Origin of the sequence: Solimonas terrae (genome assembly GCF_011067135.1) — a bacterium.
Classification (GTDB): Bacteria; Pseudomonadota; Gammaproteobacteria; order Nevskiales; family Nevskiaceae; genus Solimonas; species Solimonas terrae.
Map to the genome: position 1 here is coordinate 30215 of NZ_JAAMOW010000010.1, position 18025 is coordinate 48239.

Genomic DNA, 18025 nt, shown 5'->3' on the forward strand with positions numbered 1-18025 from the left:
GCGGCTAGCGCTCCGAATTGACGACGACCTTGCACGTTGCGATCGAAGCGGTGTTGCCGACTTCGGCGCGGCCATTGGCGCCGATGGCGATCCACGCATGCGGCCGCTTGGCCATGCGCTCAACGTACTTTTCCATCAGGCGATGGGCTTCGCCGGGATCACGCGTCGGCCGATAAGGTGAGCCATCAGGGCGTATCGGCAGGCCCGCGGCGTTCAGTGACGCCACGGTGCGTCCTTCATGCACCGCAACGGCGGCGTCCAAGGCATCGAGGACGTCCAATTCGTGCTTCCCAAGGGACGGGCGCTCCGGCAAACGGCGCTGCGCAACGATTTTCAATGACGGTTTCATAAGATCGTCTCCCTCAGGTTTTGCCAGACTCAACACAGAATCGGGGCGTGGCAGCAGATGCGGCCAATGGATGAAACGGCCCGAAGCATATGAAGTGCAGCCATCTCGGTCTGTGTGCTGGACCACACAAAGCGGCGCGAATGGTGCCGTCCGTTCGTCGCCGTTCGCGCCGCGTTATCCTGTACCGCTGCGCGCGCTAGTCGCGCTGCCAGGACAAGCTGGTTTTCCAACGGGCAGGGCATGAAACTCGAAACTGAAGTGCGTCGTTATCCGGTTCCTGGCGGGATCGAGGTGGAGGCCGACGTCGGCGGCGATCCGTCGCGGCCAGCGGTCATCCTCATGCACGGTGGTGGCCAGACGCGTCATTCCTGGGGCGGGGCGTTGCGCGAACTGCTGGCGCGCGGATTTCACGTCATCAACCTCGACGCACGCGGGCATGGCGATAGCGATTGGGCGCCGGATGCGGACTACTCGCTGCAGGCCATGACCGGCGATCTGCGCGCGGTGATCGCGACCCTGTCATCGCCGCCGGCACTGGTCGGCGCGTCGATGGGCGGGATCACGTCGCTGTATGCGGTCGGCAATGGCGAGCCGACGCTGGCCAGCGCGCTGGTGCTGGTGGATGTCGTGCCGCGTGTCGATGCCGCGGGCGGCAAGAAGATTGGCGAATTCATGCGCGCCAACGCCGATGGTTTTGCGACGCTTGGAGCGGCGGCGGATGCGGTCAGCGCATACAACCCGCACCGGCCGCGGCCGAAGGATATTTCCGGGCTGATGAAGAATCTGCGCCTGCGTGAAGACGGTCGCCTGCACTGGCACTGGGATCCGCGCTTCGTCAACAACGCAGCGCGCGTCGAGCCGCCGCAATTTGCCGAGCTGCTGCTGGACGCCGCCGATCGCGTACGGATTCCGACGCTGCTGGTGCGCGGCATGCAGAGCGATATCGTCTCCGAAGCCGGCGTCGAGGAATTCCGGCAGCATCTGCCGGCGTTGGAGATCTACGACGTGGTTGGAGCCGGACACATGGTGGCCGGCGACCGCAACGATGCTTTCAATGACGGCGTGATCGGCTTCCTGGAAAAGCACCTGCCGGTCCGCGCCTGAACGCGCAACGCGGCCGGTCCGTTCCGGCCCCGTTGCCCGTCCGGTGATCAGTCGCCGAGCACGACCAGCAGATCCTTGCCGTTCACCGTCACGCCCGAGGCAACCAGCACCTGCTTGATGGTCGCGTCGCGCGGCGCAGCGATCACGGTTTCCATCTTCATCGCTTCCAGTGAGATCAGCGGATCGCCCTTGCTGACGACATCGCCGACCTTGACCGCGATCCGCGAGACCATGCCCGGCATCGGCGCGCCGATCTGGTCCGGGTCGCCCTCGGCAGCCGTCGGCCTTGCCTGGGCGGACTTCGCGCCGGCCTTGTCGATCCGCACGGCGCGCGGCTGGCCATTGAGTTCGTAGAACAGCTTCTGGCTGTCCTCGGCCTCGGCGCTGCCCTGCAGGCGGATGACCAGTGACTTGCCCTGGTCGATCTCGACGGCGATTTCTTCCTGCTCCTGCATGCCGTAGAAGAACGTCGTGGTCCTTGGGACCAGAAATGGTGGCCGGGGACGGAATCGAACCGCCGACACGGGGATTTTCAATCCCCTGCTCTACCGACTGAGCTACCCGGCCAAAGGGTCAAAGCTGATAAATCGCCTACTTCTCGGCACGCCTGATCACGCGAAACCGGATCGATCCTCGGGTAGCTGCACGATGTCCGTGCATTCAAAACCTTTTGAATCCGACCGCGATTTCGGGCGCCGATGCCGCTGAGGCTGCACGAAGACCGCCTCTCGTGGAGAAGCGGGGCGCGCATTTTCGTCTTTCACGCTCCGACGTGCAAGCGTTTCCGGCTTCATCAAGACGGGGGCACGCACCACGCCGCACGATGGCTGGCCGATCCAGGCGCGGGGTCCGACGTCGCCGCCGCCTTTCAGGCGTCAATTCCCGTCCGAGTGGCCCGGCAATTCCTGCCGAGATCTGCCGATCGAGCTTCGTCCCGGGCCTGTCCCTGATGTGACAGCCGGTGCGGCCGGGGCGGCGTAGTGTCCGCCTCACAGACGCGCTGACCGGTTCTCGCGCCAAGCGCGCGGTGGCATCGCGTCACAAAGAGCGCGCACTTGAGATGCGTGCAAAAGCGGCGAGGAGAAGTGCGATGAAACACCCGATGCGTTGGGCGGTGTTGCTATTCGTATTGGCAACCCTTGCGGCCTGTGGCAGATCGTCCGGGTCGGTCAGGCTGTCGCCGGCCGACGTGGCGCAGGCCAGCGCGATCACGCCTGCAGCGACGCCGAAGGCCGATTGTGGCCCGGGCTCGCGACCCGAAACCGGCCTTCAGGGGCGAGCCTCGCAAGCTGATATCGACCGCAGCATCGCGACCGGTGGAATTACCTGCAACACCGAGCTTGTCGGCTCTTTCGTGACGACCGACCCACTGGCGACGGTCGGGGGCTGGAAGGTCGAGCGTTATGTCGATCCGCAGGGGCACGAGTGTGCCTATTACGATGCCACGACCATATTTCCGCTGGGCGTCTTCTCGGACGCCATCGGGGTCAATGTGATGGATATGAGCGATCCTTCCAGACCCGTGCTCAGCACCCGGCTGACCAGCCCGGCGATGCTGTCCCCGCATGAATCGCTGAACATCAGCGAGAAGCGCGGCATACTGGCCGCCGTGCTAGGCAATCCGGCGTTCGGCCCCGGTGTGGTCGATCTCTACGACATCTCGCAGGACTGCCGGAACCCGATACTCAAATCGATCAGCCTGCTCGGGGTATTCGGCCACGAGAGCGGCATGTCGCCGGACGGCAAGACCTTCTTCTCCGCATCGCCCATATCGTCGACGCTCGCCGCCATCGACATCAGCGACCTTTCGTTTCCACTGCCGCTCTGGACCAGCATCCAGAACTCGCATGGCCTGTCGATCAGCGCCGACGGCAATCGCGCCTATGTGGCGGACACAACCGGCTTCGTGAAGATTCTCGACATCTCGCAGATTCAGGCGCGGGTCCGGAATCCGAAGGTCACGGAGATATCGAAGCTGACCTGGGACACGCACAGCATTCCGCAAAATGCCGTTCCCGTCACGATCAAGGGCAAGCCTTATCTGGTCGAAGTGGACGAGTTCGGTGCGGGCTCGAAGGTAGGCGCCGCGCGCATCATCGACATTTCGGATGAAACAAGGCCAAAGGTGATCTCCAATCTGCGGCTTGAAGTTCACCAGCCGGAGAATTTCGCCGCCATTGCCGGCGACCCGGGCGCCAACGGCACGGCCTATGGCGGATATGCAGCGCATTACTGCAATGTTCCGACGCTCGTCGATCCGCCGATTGTGGCCTGCAGCATGATTCTTTCGGGCCTGCGCATCTTCGATATCCGCGATCCCTACCATCCGCGAGAAGTGGCGTACTTCAGCGCGCCGGGTATGAAAGGCGCGGCGGCGTATTCGCATCCGGCATTTGCGCCGGAACGCAAGGAGGTCTGGTTCAGCGATGCGAGCAGCGGCTTCTATGCCGTGCGTGTGACCAATGGAGCGTGGCCGTAGCGGGCGCCGATTTTCCGGGAGGCCCGGCTGCGTGCCAGGTGCCCAATGCCTGGCTGCGCCACTTCGAGCCGGGTTTTCAGTCGGGCTTGGAAGCGGGTGCGACGTAGCCGGTCCGGGTCAACTCACCGCCGTCGAAGAAGAACTTTTCCAGTTCTTCGCTCAGTTGCTTGCGGGCGCTGGCATCGGCGAGCGACAGACGATACTCGTTGATCAGACGCGTCTGGTGCTCGATCCACATCTGCCAGGCCTTCCTGGAAACCTGCTCGTGGATGCGTTTGCCGAGCGGCCCGGGCAGCGGCGGACGTTCTAGACCTTCGGCATCGATGCCGAGTTTGATGCAGTGGACAGTACGGCTCATGAGATCGTGCTCTCGGGTAGTGAGTCGACCATTTTACGGATTGGCGCGGGCAGGCCCAGCGCTGCCAGCCGATTCATGTCGATCCACTGCCAGCGGGATTCGCCGACGGCGTCGGCGCTCGGCTGCACGCGCAGCTGCGTCGGGTGCAGTTCGAGGTCGAAGTGCGTGAAGCTGTGCGTGAAAGGATCGAGATCGCGGGTCGCCAGCTGGCGCAGGCTTTGAGCAAGGAGCCAGTCGCCGAGCGGGGCGTCGTTCTCGTGCAGCAGCGGCGGACACCAGAGCGCGCCCCAGAGTCCGGTCGACGGGCGCCGTTCCAGCAGCAGGCGTCCGGTCTGATCGCGGATCAGCAGCAGCCGGGCGCGGCGTTGCGGACGAACCCGCTTCGGTTTGGCGCCCGGATACTCGGCGATGTTGTCGGCCTTGCGCGCCTTGCAATCGTCGCTGACCGGACAGCGCGTGCATTTCGGCGCGCGTGCGGTGCACACCGACGCGCCCAGATCCATCAGCGCCTGCGTGTAGTCGGCGAGCCGCTTGTGCGGCAGCAGTCGTTCGGCTTCCCGCCACAACTGCTTCTGCACGGCGGGCAGGCCGGGCCAACCGCCGATCGCGGCGTGACGCGCGAGCACGCGACGGACGTTGCCGTCGAGGATCGCGAGGCGCTGGCCGTGTGCCTGCGCGAGAATCGCGCCGGCGGTCGAGCGGCCGATGCCGGGCAATGCGGCAACCGCCTCGAAGTCGGACGGAAACTCGCCGCCGTGCTCGCTGACAATAGTTTGTGCGCAACGATGCAGATTGCGCGCACGCGCGTAGTAACCGAGGCCGGCCCACAGCGCGAGCACCTCGTCGAGCGGTGCGGCGGCGAGGCTGGCGAGATCCGGAAAGCGCTGCAGAAAGCGTGCGAAGTACGGAATGACGGTGGTGACCTGGGTTTGCTGCAACATCACTTCCGACAGCCAGACCCGATACGGCGAGCGCGGATGCTGCCACGGCAGATCGTGTCGGCCGTGCAGGTCGAACCAGCTCAGCACGCGTGCGGAAAAGGAGGTCACGGAGCGCTGATATCGTGATGCGCGATCGCCAGCGCTTCGATGCCGGCCGCGGTCGCATGCGCTTCGCGCCGCATCGTGCGCTCGATCAGCCAGGGACCGAGCAATGGCGGTACCCAGAAGTCGGGTTCGAGTTCGGCGCTGAAGCTCAGGCAGGTTTGCGCACCGCATTGTGCGAGTTGCCACGCCGCCTTGCCGTAGCGCAGATTGCTCATTGAAGGAATGACGACGGCATCGAGCCGATAGCGATCATGATCCTGCGTGTCGCGCACGTCCTGGACCTGCTTGAGACGCGTGCAGAAAAAGCTGACGCACACCCGGACCCTCGTGCGCCAGCGCTCGACGCCGGGTGTCGGTGAGGGCAGGGGTTCGACGTCTTCGACGGCGTCATTGATTTTCGGCAGGTTGTGGAAATCGCTGAACACCGCGTAGCTGTCGGCGAGCGGCGCATCGAGGCGCGCCTGCAGCTCGATGTGATAGCGCGCACCGTCGCGCCCTACATCGAGCTGATCGACGCTTTCGGCCAGCGCCGGCGTCGCCATGCAGAGCAACAGGCATCCGGCCAGCCTCACGGACTGTTCTGCGGCTCCGCCGGCTGTTCCTGCGGCTGTTTTTTCTTCTTGCCGAACAGCAGATCGCCCAGCTTGTCGTTGAGCTTCTGCTTCAGCTCGTCCTTGTGTTCATCGAGCTGCTGCTTGACCTGCGCCTTGGCCTGCTCGCGCACGGCGCCGGCGAGGTCGATCTTGTACTTCGGCTTCCAGAGGCTGCCCGTCAGGCGGATCGGAATGGTCACGCCGTTGAGCGACGACAGATCCTTGCCACCTTGTCCCTTGCTGGTTTCGACGATCGACGGCTTGGCCGTGTAGTTGATGGTCTCGTCGACCAGGTTGATGTCGCCGGCACCGCCGACCCGGAACAGCGGACTGGCCGCGCTCAGATCCTCGCTGTGCAACACACCGTCGCTGAGGGTGCCGCTGACGCTGATCGTCGCGAAGTCGGTTTCCGGCGTGCTGTCTTCGGTGTAGTTCGGATTGCCGGCGAGCGCTGCCTGCGCCTTGCGGATCATCGCGCCGAGATTGAAGCCCTTGACGGCGCCGTTCTTCGCCGAGGCGGCGATCTTGCCGTCGAGGCTGCGCCGCAAGGCGCCGACCGTCGTGCCGCGGGCGCTGATGTCGGCGCTGGCGTCGGCGGTGCCACTGACCGAATCCTTGCCGGTGAAGTCGAGCAGGAACGGTGCGGCCTGGAACGACGACAGCTGCGTCTTCAGCGCGAAGGTTGGTGTCGTACCCGGTGTGTAGCGATGGTTCAGGCTGACGCTGCCGCCGTAGAGCTTTGCGCTGAGGTCCTGGGTCTTGGCCTGCGCTCCGCGGCCGGCCAGCTGCAGGCGGATGTCGCTGAGCTTGAGGCCGTCGATCTTGAGGCTGGCCAGATCGATGCTGCCTTCCGCATTGAGCTTGTTCAGCGCGTCGACCGGCAGAGCCACGTCGTTGATGTTCCGAGTCTCGCCCGACTGGGTTTCAACCTTGCCCGCTTCCTTGCTCTTCGGCGGCAGGTAACGGTCGGCGTCGATGCCGTCGATCTGCAGCGCGAAGGCGATCGCCTGCGTCGCAAAATCCTTCACCGATATATTGCCCTTGACCTTGGTCTGGTCAAGCGTGATGGCGAGGTTCTGCAGCGTCGCGCTGCTGGGAGTCGCGTCGAGTTGCGTGCTCAGGCTGGCCTCGGACAGCGCTTTCTCGTCAGCCGTGTTGAGTTTGACGCCGAAGCTCTCGAGCAGCTTGCGCGGGCTGAAGGGCGCGATCGTGATCGGCCCGGCGAACTTCGGCGCATCACCGCTCAGGCCGCTGCCGGTGATGCTGGTTGTCAACGTGAGGTCGGCGGCCTGCAGCTTGCCGTTGGTCAGGCTGAAGGCACCTTGCTTGGCGTTGTAGGCCGCGTCGCCGCCGAATTTGAGGGTCTGCTTGCCGTTCGGGATCGACTTGCCGCTGATGCTGGCGTCCAGCGTCAGCGCATTGAGGTTGAACACCTGCGCGGTCAGATCGGCGACCAGCCGGGTCTGCACGGTGGTGTCGATGTCGAGATCGGCGGCCTTGCCCTTGATGCTCAGCTTGAGGCCGTCGGTGTCGAGCTTCTGCGTTGCGAAATCCGGCTTGATCGTGCCGCCGAGCGCAATGTCGATCTGCGCGGCCGGGGCCTTCGAGATGACAGTGGTCGACAGGTCGAGTTGGAACGGATCACGCGCGTTCAGCGACCCGGTTTCCAGATGCAGCTTCTGCAGTTCGTAATGCTTGCCCGCGGCCGCGTCGTCGTAGATCACGGCGCCGTCGTCGATCGTGACGCCGCCGACGCCGATGTTGTCGAGCGAGAATTGCGAGCCGCTTTCCGGCTTCGGCGCTTCCGGTGTCTTCGGCTTGTTTTTCTGCAGATCGATCAGATCCTGCCAGTTGCTGACGCCAGCCTTGTTCTTCGCCAGATTCAGGTGCAGGCCATCCAGCGTCACCGTGTCGGCCTGCACCTGTTTGTCGAGCAGCAGCGGCAGCAGCTTGACGCCGACCTTGACCTTCTCGATCTCGGCAAACGGCTGATCACCGAAGCCGGCGGCGTTGCCGAGCCGGGCATCGGCAAGCTGCACGGTGAGCCATGGAAACACGCTGAGCTTGATGTCGCCGAGCGCGAACGTGCGGCCGGTTTCCTGCTGCACCTTGTCCTGGATCTGGCTGCGATAGTCGTTGGGATCGAACAGCATGGCAGCCGCGACGAGGGCGGCGATGACCAGGAGCAGCAGACCGCCGATGACGAGAAGAATGATTTTCAGGGGCTTGGCCATGAGCGTATTCCTGTAATTCGGGTCGCGGCAACAATGAGCGAATGCGGCAGTCTAGAACCAGTGTCTGGCCAGCGCATGAACATGAACAGGGCATGCGGGCATCAGCCGCCGCCAATCGCCTGCACGATCAGTACCTCGTCGCCATCCTGCAGTGACAGGCTGGCATGCCGCGAGCGCGGCACGATCTCGCCGTTGATCTCGACGGCAACGCGCCTTCCCGCAAGATCGAGCGAGTCCAGCAGATCCTGCACGTTCAGCGCGCCCGGCAGGGGCCGGCGCTCGCCGTTGACGCGGATCTGCGGGGCGTTCGACATGCGGATTCGGAACTCTGCGGAGGTTGGGGTCGCCAATGGTCGCCGCTTGCGGCGCGCACTTCAATGGCGGTGCACGCATGTTGCACAAATGAAAAGCCCCGCGCGTGCGGGGCTTTTCGGATGCCGTGGAAACTTTGCATCAATGGCGGCGGGCGTCGTCGAGCTTGTCCTTGATCGCTTCGGTCGCGCCTTTCACCGCGTCCCTGGCGTCGTCGATCTTCTCCTTGACCTTGCCCTTGACTTCATCGGCCTTGCCGTCGGCACGTTGCGCAGTGCCGCGAGCGGCGAGTTCGTCGTCACCGACAGCGTTGCCGACCTTTTCCTTGACTTTGCCGACAAACTGCTTGGTCTTGCCCTTGGCCTGATCGGCGGCCGCGCTGTGTCGGGCCTTGTCGATCGACGTTTTGCTGCGGGTTCTGGCTTCGCGAGTATTCATGTGGAACTCCGGTTGATGGCGGAAGGGCCTGGACCGCGAGATCCGGAACAGGCCACGGATTTGCGCCTTCACCGTGAACCCCGGGCTCTGAACCGGGCGTTAACTCCTGCGTCGTCACGCTTTTGACCGTGCAACCGGAGCTTGAATTACAATGCCGGTCGCCGAGCGGGTGTAGTTCAATGGTAGAACTGCAGCTTCCCAAGCTGCTAGCGTGGGTTCGATTCCCATCACCCGCTCCATCTTCCCCTGTGGCCGGCGACGCCGTCGCCGCGACCCGCGAACACGCGTGTAGCCAGATCATGTCCGCTCCCGAATCCGATGCCCTGCTGATCGCCGGCAAGGCGTATTCCTCCCGCCTGCTGGTCGGTACCGGCAAGTACAAGGATCACGACGAGACGCGCCGTGCGATCGTTGCCAGCGGCGCGCAGATCGTCACGGTCGCCGTGCGTCGCGTGAACATTGGCCAGACTGCCGGCGAGCCGAACCTGCTCGACGTACTGCCGCCGGAGCAGTTCACGATCCTGCCGAACACCGCCGGCTGCTACAACGTCAAGGATGCGGTACGCACCTGCCAGCTCGCGCGCGAACTGCTCGACGGCCACAAGCTGGTCAAACTCGAAGTGCTCGGCGATGCACAGACGCTGTATCCGGACGTGCCGGCGACGCTGGCCGCTGCCGAGACGCTGGTCAAGGACGGCTTCGAGGTGATGGTCTACACCAGCGACGATCCGATCGTTTGCAAGCGCCTGGAAGAGATGGGCTGCGTCGCGGTGATGCCGCTGGCGGCGCCGATCGGTTCCGGTCTCGGCATCCAGAACAAGTACAACCTGCTGACCATCATCGAGAACGCCAAGGTGCCGATCATCGTCGACGCCGGTGTCGGCACCGCCAGCGATGCGGCGATCGCGATGGAGCTGGGCTGCGACGGCGTGCTGATGAACACGGCGATCGCGGAGGCGAAGAACCCGGTGCTGATGGCGAGCGCGATGAGAAAGGCGATCGAAGCCGGCCGCGAGGCGCGCCTGGCCGGCCGCATGCCGCGCCGGCGCTATGCCAGTGCCTCGTCGCCGCTGGAAGGCCTGCCTTTCTGACGGGGTCCGGCAATGTCGCTTTACACGCCGCCATCGTTTGCCGGCGGTGATCGTGCCGCGGCCTTGCGGCTGATCGCCGACCGGCCGTTTGCGACGCTGGTCACCGGCGTCGACGGTGAGGAGCCGCACATCACGCACCTGCCGTTGCTGCACGACGGCGAACAGCTTTCGGGTCACATGGCGCGCGCCAATCCGCACTGGCGCTGCTTCGAGCGCGGCCAGACCGTCGCGATCTTTCACGGCCCGCATGCGTATGTTTCGCCGCGCTGGTATGAAACGCCGGCCGGTCATGTTCCGACCTGGAATTACGCAGTCGTCCATGTTGCCGGGCGGCCGGTGCTGCTGGAGGCGGAGGATGCTCGTCGTACCATCGGCGAGCTGAGCGCGCGTTTCGATCCGGACTTCACGGCCGGGGCCCGGCGCCTCGACCAGCTGCTGCCGAGCATCGTCGCGTTCCGCATGCCGATCGCGCGGCTCGATGCCAAATTCAAGATGAACCAGAACCGCAGTTCCGCGGATCGTGATGGCGTGATCGCGGCGCTGGCGGCGAGCGCGGTCGAAAGCGATCGCGAGGTTGCCGACTGGATGCGCCACCATGACTGACATCGTCGAGCCGTCGCATCGCCGCGAGATCCGCTCGTTCGTGCGCCGCGAAGGCCGCATGACCGATGCGCAGAAGCGCGCGATGGACGAACTGTGGCCGTGTTACGGAATCGCGGCGCCGACCGAAGCCGTCGATCTTGCGCAGCTGTTCGGCCGCACGGCGCCATGCGTGTTCGAGATCGGCTTCGGCATGGGCGACTATCTGCTGAGTCGCGTCGTCGCCGAGCCGGAGCGCGACTTCATCGGTGTCGAAGTGCATCGCCCCGGCGTCGGTCGCCTGATGCATCGTGCGCAGGCGGCCGGCGCGCGGAACCTGCGCGTGGTCAGTGACGATGCGGTCGTGGTTCTGCGGCAAGGCATTGCCGACGGTGCGCTCGACGAGATCGTCATCCAGTTTCCGGATCCCTGGCACAAGGCCCGGCACCACAAGCGGCGTCTGATCCAGCCGGCGTTCGCGCAGCTGGCGGTGTGCAAGCTCAAGCCGGGCGGTCTGCTGTCGCTGGCGACCGACTGGCAGCACTATGCCGAGCACATGCTGGAAGTCCTCAATGCGGCGCCGGGTCTGTGCAATCTGTCGGCCGATGGTGGCTACGTGCCGCGCCCGGCGACGCGCCTGAAGACCAAGTTCGAGACCCGCGGCGAACGGCTCGGCCACGCGGTTTTCGACCTGAGTTTCCGGCGCCTCTGAAGCCTGCGGCTGAGCGAGCGGTCCGGCAGACATTTGCCTGACACGCACAAACGGCTAATCTGGACTGTCCATGTCCGTCAAACATCCCATCATCGGCATCACCGGCGCCAGCGGCGCGGGCACCAGCACCGCGGTCAAGGCGTTCATGCGCCTGTTCGACGAGCTGGGCGTCGCCGGTGCGCTGGTCGAAGGTGACGCCTTTCACGCCTACGATCGTGCGCAGTTGCGCCGGACGCTGGAGCGGGCACGGATTCGTGGCGAGAACTTTTCCCTGTTTTCGCCGGGTGCGAATCTGCTCGAACGCCTGGAAGGGCTGCTGCGTGAATACGGCGAGCGCGGCACCGGCATGATCCGCCACTATCTGCATCGCGACGACGAGGCCGCCGCGGCCGGGCAGGCGCCGGGCACGTTCACCGGCTGGGAGCGCCTGCGGCCGGAGACCGACCTGCTGTTCTACGAAGGCCTGCACGGCGCCTTCGTCGGCGAAGAGGTCAACATCGCCACGCACATGGATCTGCTGATCGGCGTGACACCGGTCATCAATCTGGAATGGATACAGAAGATCAAGCGCGACACTGATGAGCGGGGCTACCACCCGGAGGAAGTCGCCAGCACGATCCTGCGTCGCTTGCCGGACTACGTGAACTTCATCGTGCCGCAGTTCTCGCGCACGGACCTCAACTTCCAGCGCGTGCCGCTGGTCGACACCAGCAATCCGTTTGCGTCGCGCGAGATTCCGCTGTCTGAGGAAAGCCTGGTCGTGATTCATTTCAACGAACGCTCGCGCGTTCATGCCGACTTCAACATGCTGCTGCGTGAAGTGCCGGGCGCGTTCCAGTCCCATGCGCAGACACTGGTGGTGCCGGGCCCGCAGCAGGAGCGGGCGATGGAGCTGATTTTCAAGCCGGCCATCCAGCAGTTGATCGCCAGCCGCGACGCCGCGCGCGCGGCCTGATTCCGAGGAGAGCTCGATGCAATACCGTCCGCTCGGACGTACCGGGCTGCGTGTCAGCCACATCTGCCTGGGCACGATGACCTGGGGTGAACAGAACAGCGAAGCCGAGGCGCATGCCCAGCTCGACATGGCGCTCGCTGCCGGCGTCAACTTTGTCGACACCGCGGAGATGTATCCGGTCGCTCCGCGCGCCGAAACCTATGGGCGTACCGAGGAATACATCGGCAGCTGGCTGGCGAAGACCGGTCGCCGCCATGACATCGTGCTGGCCAGCAAGGTCATCGGTCCCGGCGCGTTTCCGTACGTGCGCGGCGGCCCGCGACTCGATCGCGATTCGGTGATCGCCGCCTGTGAAACCAGCTTGCGGCGTCTGCGTACCGACTATCTCGATCTGTATCAGGTGCACTGGCCGCAACGGCCGACGAATTTCTTCGGCAAGCTCGGCTTCGATGCCGGCGGTGGCGATGGCGGCGTGAGCATCGCCGAAACCCTGGGAGCGCTCGCCGAATTGCAGCAGCAGGGCAAGATCCGCCACATCGGGGTATCCAATGAAACGCCCTGGGGCGTCGGCGAGTATCTGCGACTGCACCGTGAGCAGCAGTTGCCGCGCATCGCCAGCATCCAGAATCCGTACAGCCTGCTCAATCGCAGCTTCGAAGTGGGCCTTGCCGAAATCGCGCAGCGCGAAGAGATCGGTCTGCTCGCGTATTCGCCGCTGGCGATGGGCGTGCTGTCCGGCAAGTATCTCGACGGTGCGCGGCCGGCCGGTTCGCGCATGGCGCTGTTCACGCGCTTCACGCGCTACGACACGCCGACTGCCGAGGCGGCGACCCGCGCCTACGTCGATCTGGCGCGCGAGCACGGTCTCGATCCGGCGCAGATGGCGCTGGCGTTCGTCAACAGTCGTCCGTTCACCACCGCGAACATCATCGGCGCGACGAGCCTCGAACAGCTGCAGCGCAATCTTGCCAGCGCGACGCTGGAACTGCCCTTCGCCGTGCAGCGCGCGCTCGAAAGCCTGCATCGTCTGTATCCGATTCCCTGTCCCTGACCCCGGCCCGATTGCGCCGCCATTCAAGCGCTTGCGCGCCGGCCGGCGAATGGCCCTTGAAGCGCTACGGCGAGCGGCGTAGAAAGATGGGGCGTCGCCCGCGTGCGACGCTTGGAGGTGATGCATGGCGCAATGGCTCAATGAACTGAGCGTCGGTCAATGGTTCGAGACCGCCGGCAATCCGTTCGAGGTCGTCGGTGTCGACGCCGACAGTGAGATGGTGCTGGTCCAGCACTACGACGGCACGCTCGAAGATTTCGATTTCGACACCTGGTCGGCGCTCGCCGCTCGCCCCTGTGCACCGCCCGAGGATTATTCCGGGGCGCTCGACATCGAGCCGCTGGACTACAGCGAGCGCGACGAGTTTGCGTTGTCGCGCGGCGGTCAGTGGGACAATCCGCTCGATCTGCTGGACCTCCGCGATCTCTGAGCTGCGATCGCCGTTTTTTCCCGGGAGTTCAGATGTTCAAGACGTGGCGAACCCCGGAGTTGCCGGGCGCGTTCAAATACATGCTCGATGATGGGTTGCCGATACTCGTGCGGCCGATCCGCGTCGATGATGCGCCGCGCATCCAGGAAGGGTTCCAGCGGTTGTCGCAGCTCGCGCGCCGCCGCCGCTTCCCGAACGGCGACCCAGATCGCCTCAGCGCCGAGACGATCGCCAGGCTCGTGCATATCGACCAGATCAACCACGCAGCCTGGGGCGTCGCCAACATAGAGAAGCCGGATGAGCCGGGTATCGGCATCGCGCGTTATGTGCGCCTCAACGGCGAGCCGCAGGCCGCCGACGTGGCGATCACCATCATCGACGAATACCAGGGTCGCGGTGCCGGCTTCGTGCTGCAGGCCTGCCTGCATCTGACGGCCTGGAAGAACGGCATCCGCACGTTCTACTACGACGTGGCCAGCGACAACGATCGCATCATCCGTCATCTCAAGCTGCTCGGCGCGACGCATGCCGGACGCGCCGACAACATCGACCGTCTCGAATTGCCGGTCTACCGGCGCGCTCGCGATGTGCCCGACGGCAACGACATCGGCCGGCGTTTCGCCGAGGTGTTCGTGCGTCTGCAGGCCAGCGAGGCCTTGGCGGCCTGAGGACGCCAGGCCTGCCGAGTCCTCACGGCAATGAATGCAGGAGGCCTGCGCCTACGGCGGCGCCGGTTCGGCCGACGCCGGCGGCCTGCGGATGAAGTACAGCGACAGCAGGAGCGCCGGCAGCGTCAGCGATGCCGTGTACAGGAAGAACATCGGGTAACCGATCGCGTCGACGATCTCGCCGGAGAAGCCGGCGACCAGCTTGCCGAGCAGCGGAAACAGGGAGCCGAACAGCGCGTACTGCGTTGCCGTGTACGCGATGTTGGTGAGGCTCGACAGGTAGGCGACAAACGCGGTGCCGGCGATGCCGATGCCGATGTTGTCGACGCTGATCGCCACCGCCAGTTGCGGCAGCCCCGGCGCATGCAGACCCGCCAGCCACGAGAAGAACAGGTTGCCGCAGGCGATGACGAGCACGCCTGCGAACAGGGTGCGTGCGATGCCCTGCCAGGCAACCAGCGCGCCGGCAACCAGCACGCCGAGCATGGTCATGATGATGCCGAAGATCTTCGACATTGCTGCGATCTCGCTGAGGCTGTAGCCCATGTCGAGATAGAACGGATTGGCCATCACGCCCATCGCGTACTCGTGCATGCGGTAGACGGCGATGAACAGCAGGATCAGCGATGCCTGGCGCAAGCCGTTGCGCGTGAAGAAGTCGGCGATCGGGCCGAACACCGCGCCGACCGCATTGGCGACGAAATGGCGCAGCGGTGCCGGCCAATGTGCGTGGTCGTCGATGAACGCCTGCACGCGCGCTTCCTGTGGCGGCGTCGCCATCGCGCCCGTGCGTTCCGGTTCGCGGATCAGCAGCACGGTCGTGATGCCGACCAGACCCAGCGTCGCCATGCACAGATAGGAGATCAGCCAGCCGTGGTTGGCGGCGGTCAGCAGCGCGCCGGCGCCGGCGACGATCAGCGCAATGCGGTAGCCGAGCTGGTAGGCGGCCGCGAGCGCGCCCTGTTCTTCGCTCGGCGCGGCCTCGATGCGATACGCGTCGAGCGCGATGTCCTGTGTCGCCGATGAAAAGGCAACCAGCACGGCCAGCCCCGCGGTCGTCGCCAGCGCGTGGGCCGGGTCACTGAATGCCATCGAAGCAAGACCACAGGCAATGCCACACTGCGCAACCAGCATCCAGCTGCGACGCCGGCCGAGCCAGCGTGTCAGCAACGGCAGCGGCACGCGGTCGACGACCGGCGCCCAGAACAGCTTCACGGAGTAGGTGACGCCGACCCAGCTGAAGTAGCCGATGGTCGTGCGCGACACGCCGGCCTGCGTCAGCCACGCCGACAAGGTCGAGAACACCAGCAGGAACGGCAGGCCGGCGGAAAAGCCGAGGAACAACAGCGCGCGCACGCGCGGATTGGCGTAGACCCGAAGGGCCGCGAGCCAGCGTTGCGTCACAGCTTGTAGTCCAGTGTCAGCGGCGCGTGGTCGGAGAAGCGGGAGTCCTTCCAGACCGCGGCGGTCTTGATCGCATCACGCAGATTCGGCGTGACGAGCTGGTAGTCGATCCGCCACCCGACATTGTTTGCCCAGGCCTGCCCGCGATTGCTCCACCAGGTGTAGGCCGCGCCTTCGGTGTCCGGGTGCAGATGCCGGTAGGCGTCGACCCAGCCTTCCGACCTGGGCTCGACACCCAGTACGGCATCGACCCAGGCACGCTCGTGCGGCAGGAATCCGGAGTTCTTCTGATTGGAGCGCCAGTTCTTCAGATCGATGTTGCGATGGGCGATGTTCCAGTCGCCGACGACGATGTAGCGACGGCCGGAAGCGAGCCACGCCTGCAGAACCGGACGGAAGAAGGCGAGAAAGCGGTCCTTGCTGGCCTGTCTTTCGGGGCCGGACGAGCCGGACGGCAGATAAAGCGAGACCACGGACAGATCGCCGTAGCGGAGTTCAAGATAGCGACCTTCTTCGTCGAACTCGGCGGCGCCGAGCTTGTCGAGAACGGCGTCCGGCTTCTTCTTCGCGAAGATCGCGACGCCGGCGTAACCTTTCTTCCGGGCGCAGCTGAAGTGCGCGTGCCAGCCTTTCGGCGAAAAGGTCTCATCGCCTTCCAGATCGCTGAGCTGGGCCTTGACCTCCTGGATGCAGAGAAAGTCGGCCTTCTGTTCGGGCAGCCAGTCGAACAGGCCCTTGCGGGCAGCCGAGCGAATGCCGTTGGCGTTGAGCGAGATGACGCGCAAGGGAGAACTCTCCTGGTGCGGGATCGGCAAACCGACCGGGTACGGTGAATGAGGCTTTATCATAGCGGCCCGCCACCCGCCGATTGCGACGCCGCACGCCCATGTCCCTGTCCGCCTACCAGACCGAATTCCTGCAGCTGGCCCTCGACCACGAAGTCCTGAAGTTCGGTGAGTTCACCCTCAAGTCGGGGCGCAAGTCACCGTACTTTTTCAATCTCGGCCGGATCTCGTCGGGCATGGCGATGCGGGCGCTGGGATCGGCCTATGCCGAGGCGCTCTCGGTGTCCGGCATCCAGTACGACATGCTGTTCGGCCCGGCCTACAAGGGCATTCCGCTGGTCACTGCCGTGGCCTGTGCGCAGGCCGAAAGGGGCATCGACATGCCGTATGCGTACAACCGCAAGGAAGCCAAGGATCACGGCGAGGGCGGCACGCTGGTCGGCGCCGCACCGCGCGGTCGGGTCGTGATCGTCGACGACGTGCTCACTGCCGGAACCGCGCTGCGCGAGGCCGTGCGCCTGCTCAAGGACGCCGGTGCCGAGCCGGTGGCTGCGGTGATCGCGCTCGACCGTCAGGAAAAAGGCCCCTCCGGTCTGTCGGCCGTCCAGGAAATGGAGCGTGATGCGAATATCCGGATCATTCCGCTGGTGACCGTGCAGACCATGCTCGGCTATCTGGCCGGCGGCGGTGCCGATGACGCAACATTGGCGGCGATTCGCGCCTATCAGGCGCAATATGGGGTCTCCCCGTAAGGGGTCAGGCGGAAATCATGAATATGCAAGGATGGCTTTCAACAGGCCTGCTCGTGCTCTGCGTACTTCACGGCGCAGCGGCACTTGCTGCCGGCGCCAACGGTTCGAGTCGCGTGCAGTGCTGGACCGACAAGAATGGCCAGCGGGCCTGCGGCGACAGCGTGCCGCCGGAGTATGTCCACCAGCAGCGCGAGATTTTCGACGATCAGGGTCGCGTGCGGCAGATCAAGCCTCGCGAGAAGACGGCGGCCGAAATCGCGGCAGAAGAAGCGGCGGCGAAGGAGGCCGATGCGGCCGCACAGCGCGCGCAGAAACAGCGCGATTACGACCGCTTCCTGCTCAGCACGTACAACAGTGACAAGGAAATCGAGCGCGCGCGCGACGAGCGCGTCGCCATGGTCGACGGCCGTCAGAAGTTGACGGAGAAAGCGATAGCCGACAACGAGAAGGCGATCGCGCAACAGCAGAGCCGCATCGATAACGTCAGAAAAAGCGGCAAGACGCCGGGCGAGGTGTTGACGAAGAAGTTGGCCGAGTTGCAGCAGACCCTGGCCGACAACAAGACTGCGTTGGGCAACTACGCGACCGAGAAGCAGCAGATCAGCGACAAGTACAACGCCGATCTGGCGCGCTATCGGGAACTCAACAAGCCGCCGACGACACCTTGAAAGGGGCGGCGGCGGCG

Annotated in this window: 21 protein-coding genes and 2 tRNA genes; 12 read left to right on the top strand and 11 right to left on the bottom strand. The window is 64.9% G+C overall.

Annotated elements, in window-relative coordinates:
- Window positions 1-4: 4 nt before the first annotated feature.
- Window positions 5-349 carry a hypothetical protein gene (locus tag G7Y85_RS17840; protein WP_166260633.1) on the bottom strand — a complete coding sequence of 115 codons (345 nt, stop codon included), beginning with the start codon at window positions 347-349 and terminating at the stop codon, window positions 5-7.
- 240 nt (window positions 350-589) lie between these two features.
- Between G7Y85_RS17840 and G7Y85_RS17845 the strand changes: the two genes are divergently transcribed.
- On the top strand, window positions 590-1453 hold the full coding sequence (locus tag G7Y85_RS17845; protein ID WP_166260636.1) for an alpha/beta fold hydrolase: 864 nt from the start codon (window positions 590-592) through the stop codon (window positions 1451-1453).
- A 47-nt stretch (window positions 1454-1500) separates the two neighbouring features.
- Here G7Y85_RS17845 and G7Y85_RS17850 read toward each other — a convergent pair whose 3' ends face one another.
- Window positions 1501-1908 carry a biotin/lipoyl-containing protein gene (locus tag G7Y85_RS17850; RefSeq protein WP_166260639.1) on the bottom strand — a complete coding sequence of 136 codons (408 nt, stop codon included), beginning with the start codon at window positions 1906-1908 and terminating at the stop codon, window positions 1501-1503.
- 36 nt (window positions 1909-1944) lie between these two features.
- Window positions 1945-2020, bottom strand: a tRNA-Phe gene (locus tag G7Y85_RS17855).
- 523 nt (window positions 2021-2543) lie between these two features.
- Here G7Y85_RS17855 and G7Y85_RS17860 point away from each other — a divergent pair.
- Entirely contained in the window at window positions 2544-3932 is a 1389-nt protein-coding gene (locus G7Y85_RS17860) for an LVIVD repeat-containing protein (protein WP_166260642.1), read from the top strand.
- A gap of 76 nt (window positions 3933-4008) precedes the next feature.
- Here the strand turns inward: G7Y85_RS17860 and G7Y85_RS17865 are convergent, their stop codons facing one another.
- From G7Y85_RS17865 to G7Y85_RS17890, 6 genes are all read right to left on the bottom strand, one after another.
- The gene (locus G7Y85_RS17865) at window positions 4009-4290 is read right to left on the bottom strand and encodes an oxidative damage protection protein (protein WP_166260645.1); all 282 of its coding nucleotides are present in this window, start codon (window positions 4288-4290) and stop codon (window positions 4009-4011) included.
- Entirely contained in the window at window positions 4287-5339 is a 1053-nt protein-coding gene (gene mutY / locus G7Y85_RS17870) for an A/G-specific adenine glycosylase (protein WP_166260648.1), read from the bottom strand. Before mutY ends, G7Y85_RS17865 begins: the two co-directional genes overlap by 4 nt.
- Complete coding sequence (locus tag G7Y85_RS17875) at window positions 5336-5908, bottom strand: SRPBCC family protein (protein ID WP_166260651.1); 573 nt, start codon at window positions 5906-5908, stop codon at window positions 5336-5338. Before G7Y85_RS17875 ends, mutY begins: the two co-directional genes overlap by 4 nt.
- Complete coding sequence (locus G7Y85_RS17880; RefSeq protein ID WP_166260654.1) at window positions 5905-8163, bottom strand: AsmA family protein; 2259 nt, start codon at window positions 8161-8163, stop codon at window positions 5905-5907. The genes G7Y85_RS17875 and G7Y85_RS17880 overlap by 4 nt, the downstream gene beginning before the upstream one ends.
- A 101-nt stretch (window positions 8164-8264) precedes the next feature.
- Complete coding sequence (thiS, locus tag G7Y85_RS17885) at window positions 8265-8477, bottom strand: sulfur carrier protein ThiS (protein WP_166260657.1); 213 nt, start codon at window positions 8475-8477, stop codon at window positions 8265-8267.
- Between the two features lie 139 nt (window positions 8478-8616).
- Window positions 8617-8913: a CsbD family protein gene (locus G7Y85_RS17890; protein ID WP_166260660.1), complete on the bottom strand. Its 297-nt coding sequence runs from the start codon at window positions 8911-8913 to the stop codon at window positions 8617-8619.
- Window positions 8914-9078: 165 nt separating this feature from the next.
- On the opposite strand from G7Y85_RS17890, the gene G7Y85_RS17895 reads away from it, so the two are divergent.
- The 8 genes from G7Y85_RS17895 to G7Y85_RS17930 all read left to right on the top strand — a co-directional run bounded on the left by G7Y85_RS17895 (window position 9079) and on the right by G7Y85_RS17930 (window position 14399).
- Window positions 9079-9152: transfer RNA gene (locus tag G7Y85_RS17895), tRNA-Gly, on the top strand.
- Between the two features lie 60 nt (window positions 9153-9212).
- The gene (locus G7Y85_RS17900) at window positions 9213-10004 is read left to right on the top strand and encodes a thiazole synthase (RefSeq protein ID WP_166260663.1); all 792 of its coding nucleotides are present in this window, start codon (window positions 9213-9215) and stop codon (window positions 10002-10004) included.
- Between the two features lie 12 nt (window positions 10005-10016).
- Window positions 10017-10607 carry an FMN-binding negative transcriptional regulator gene (locus tag G7Y85_RS17905; protein WP_166260666.1) on the top strand — a complete coding sequence of 197 codons (591 nt, stop codon included), beginning with the start codon at window positions 10017-10019 and terminating at the stop codon, window positions 10605-10607.
- The gene (trmB, locus tag G7Y85_RS17910) at window positions 10600-11295 is read left to right on the top strand and encodes a tRNA (guanosine(46)-N7)-methyltransferase TrmB (RefSeq protein ID WP_166260669.1); all 696 of its coding nucleotides are present in this window, start codon (window positions 10600-10602) and stop codon (window positions 11293-11295) included. The genes G7Y85_RS17905 and trmB overlap by 8 nt, the downstream gene beginning before the upstream one ends.
- A gap of 70 nt (window positions 11296-11365) precedes the next feature.
- Window positions 11366-12250, top strand: coding sequence for a phosphoribulokinase (locus G7Y85_RS17915; RefSeq protein ID WP_166260672.1), 885 nt, complete (start codon window positions 11366-11368; stop codon window positions 12248-12250).
- A 16-nt stretch (window positions 12251-12266) separates the two neighbouring features.
- Window positions 12267-13301 (top strand): NADP(H)-dependent aldo-keto reductase, encoded by a 1035-nt coding sequence (locus tag G7Y85_RS17920; RefSeq protein WP_166260675.1) that lies wholly within the window; start codon window positions 12267-12269, stop codon window positions 13299-13301.
- A gap of 124 nt (window positions 13302-13425) precedes the next feature.
- The gene (locus tag G7Y85_RS17925; RefSeq protein WP_166260678.1) at window positions 13426-13731 is read left to right on the top strand and encodes a DUF6763 family protein; all 306 of its coding nucleotides are present in this window, start codon (window positions 13426-13428) and stop codon (window positions 13729-13731) included.
- Window positions 13732-13763: 32 nt separating this feature from the next.
- Window positions 13764-14399 carry a GNAT family N-acetyltransferase gene (locus G7Y85_RS17930; RefSeq protein WP_166260681.1) on the top strand — a complete coding sequence of 212 codons (636 nt, stop codon included), beginning with the start codon at window positions 13764-13766 and terminating at the stop codon, window positions 14397-14399.
- Window positions 14400-14450: 51 nt separating this feature from the next.
- On the opposite strand, the gene G7Y85_RS17935 is transcribed toward G7Y85_RS17930, so the two are convergent.
- Both G7Y85_RS17935 and G7Y85_RS17940 read right to left on the bottom strand, forming a co-directional pair.
- On the bottom strand, window positions 14451-15803 hold the full coding sequence (locus G7Y85_RS17935; protein WP_166260684.1) for an AmpG family muropeptide MFS transporter: 1353 nt from the start codon (window positions 15801-15803) through the stop codon (window positions 14451-14453).
- A complete protein-coding gene (locus G7Y85_RS17940; protein ID WP_166260687.1) occupies window positions 15800-16588 on the bottom strand; it encodes an exodeoxyribonuclease III in 789 nt (262 codons plus the stop codon). Before G7Y85_RS17940 ends, G7Y85_RS17935 begins: the two co-directional genes overlap by 4 nt.
- Window positions 16589-16695: 107 nt before the next feature.
- Between G7Y85_RS17940 and pyrE the strand changes: the two genes are divergently transcribed.
- Entirely contained in the window at window positions 16696-17340 is a 645-nt protein-coding gene (gene pyrE, locus G7Y85_RS17945; RefSeq protein WP_194241246.1) for an orotate phosphoribosyltransferase, read from the top strand.
- Window positions 17341-17357: 17 nt separating this feature from the next.
- A complete protein-coding gene (locus tag G7Y85_RS17950; protein WP_166260693.1) occupies window positions 17358-18008 on the top strand; it encodes a hypothetical protein in 651 nt (216 codons plus the stop codon).
- The last annotated feature ends 17 nt before the right edge of the window (window positions 18009-18025 follow it).